The sequence below is a fragment of the Paenibacillus sp. YIM B09110 genome (assembly GCF_037167145.1).
In the GTDB taxonomy this organism is placed as follows: Bacteria; Bacillota; Bacilli; order Paenibacillales; family Paenibacillaceae; genus Pristimantibacillus.
In genome coordinates, this window is sequence record NZ_JBANSP010000057.1 from 1 (window position 1) to 1,758 (window position 1,758).

Below are 1,758 nucleotides of genomic sequence, written 5' to 3' on the forward strand. Positions count from 1 at the left end.
ATCGCGGCTTATTACGACGACCGGCGCAACCAAACCTACGGTGCCATTGACGGTCTTGGATCGCTGGCGAATGTGTACCGCGAGAAAACAGGAACGTTCACCACGATTACGAGCATTCCGGACGATGCCGCGACGGTGAAATATAACGATGGGAACGGGACCAATAAAGGCGGAAATTCGAATTCCGAGCTCGGCAAAATAGTCGACTTGATCGGCACGTTCCGCGGCAATTATGCTTCGACGACGCCGGCTAAAAACTTTTACAACTATATGCGTCCATGGCGTTGGCTGGATACTTCTGTCATTGTTCCTACGCTGGTACCCGTGAGAAATACCGCCACCCCGGAAACGGATGGCGGCTTCCCAAGCGGTCATACGAATGCCTCCTATCTCGCTTCACTGGCTCTTGCTTACTCGGTGCCCGAACGGTTCCAGGAGATGCTGACCCGCGCTTCCGAGATGGGCAACAACCGGATCGTTGCCGGCATGCATTCGCCGCTTGATGTCATGGGCGGACGCGTCATGGCTACGGCGCTGGCTGCCGCTACTCTAGCGGACCCGGATAATGCAGCGCTTAAGCAAGCCGCATACGACCAGGCTCATGAGATTCTGCTGAAAGAAACCGGTACAGCTGAAGATCGCTTCAGCGATTATGATAAGAATAAAGAGCAATATACGGAGCGCCTGACCTACGGCTTCACACCAATCGCTTCCACGACGGAAGCCGTAGTAGTTCCGAAGGGCGCCGAAGTACTGCTGGAGACTCGCCTGCCTTACTTGAGCGGCGAGCAGCGTCGCGAGGTTCTGGCGACAACCGGCCTGCCTTCCGGCTATCCGCTGCTCGATGATCCGGAGGGATGGGGACGTTTGAATCTGTTTGCTGCTGCAGACGGCTATGGTGCCTTAGGCAGCAACGTTACTGTGACAATGGATACGTCCAAGGGCGGTTTTCATGCAGCGGATAGCTGGCGGAACGATATCGCCGGCACAGGCAAACTGACGAAGGAAGGAACCGGCAAGCTGACGCTGACGGGCAGCAACATGTATTCCGGAGGCACCGAGCTTAACGCAGGTACGCTCGAGGGCGGTTCGGCCACGGCCTTCGGCAGCGGCGATGTGCTGAATAACGGCGGTACGCTGGTAGAGAATGTAACGGGCAAGCTAACCATTGGCGGAAGCTTCACTCAAGCTGCCGAAGGTACCTTGGAACTGAATGTGGCTAGCGCCTATGATGTGATTGAAACGGGTGGCGCGGTTAATGCGAACGGTACATTGCAAGTGAACTTCGCCGACAACTACGTGCCGAGCACGGGAACCATCACCCTGATCAGCCATGTCGCAAATCAGCGGACCGGACAATTCTCCGATGTCGAGATTAACGGCTTGCCAAGCTCGTACAGTGCTCAGGTTGTATACCAAACCGACCGGATTGTGCTGACGGTAAAACCGGCGACAAATCCTGAAGCTCCGGCATGGGGACACTTTGTCGACAGCTACAAGAACAACATCTCCGCTAATAAGACAGTCGAGTCCAACCCGACAATAGGAGTGCTGTCCGGGTTCCTGGATCTCTGGACACCAGGATCTTCGTGGGATAACGGCACCAAACTGAACAGTGAAGTGCTGGACTACAATATCCAGTATGTGGATGATCTTGCCGAAACCCGTTCAGATGAAGAGGAGATCGCGGCTTATTACGACGACCGGCGCAACCAAACCTACGGTGCCATTGACGGTCTTGGATCGCTGGCGAATGTG

The 1,758-nt window shown here is 55.3% G+C and carries 1 protein-coding gene; it reads left to right on the plus strand.

From position 1 onward, the window contains the following. A partial coding sequence (locus V8F51_RS31420; protein WP_337104443.1) for an acid phosphatase occupies positions 1-1,758 on the plus strand: 1,758 nt, incomplete at both ends.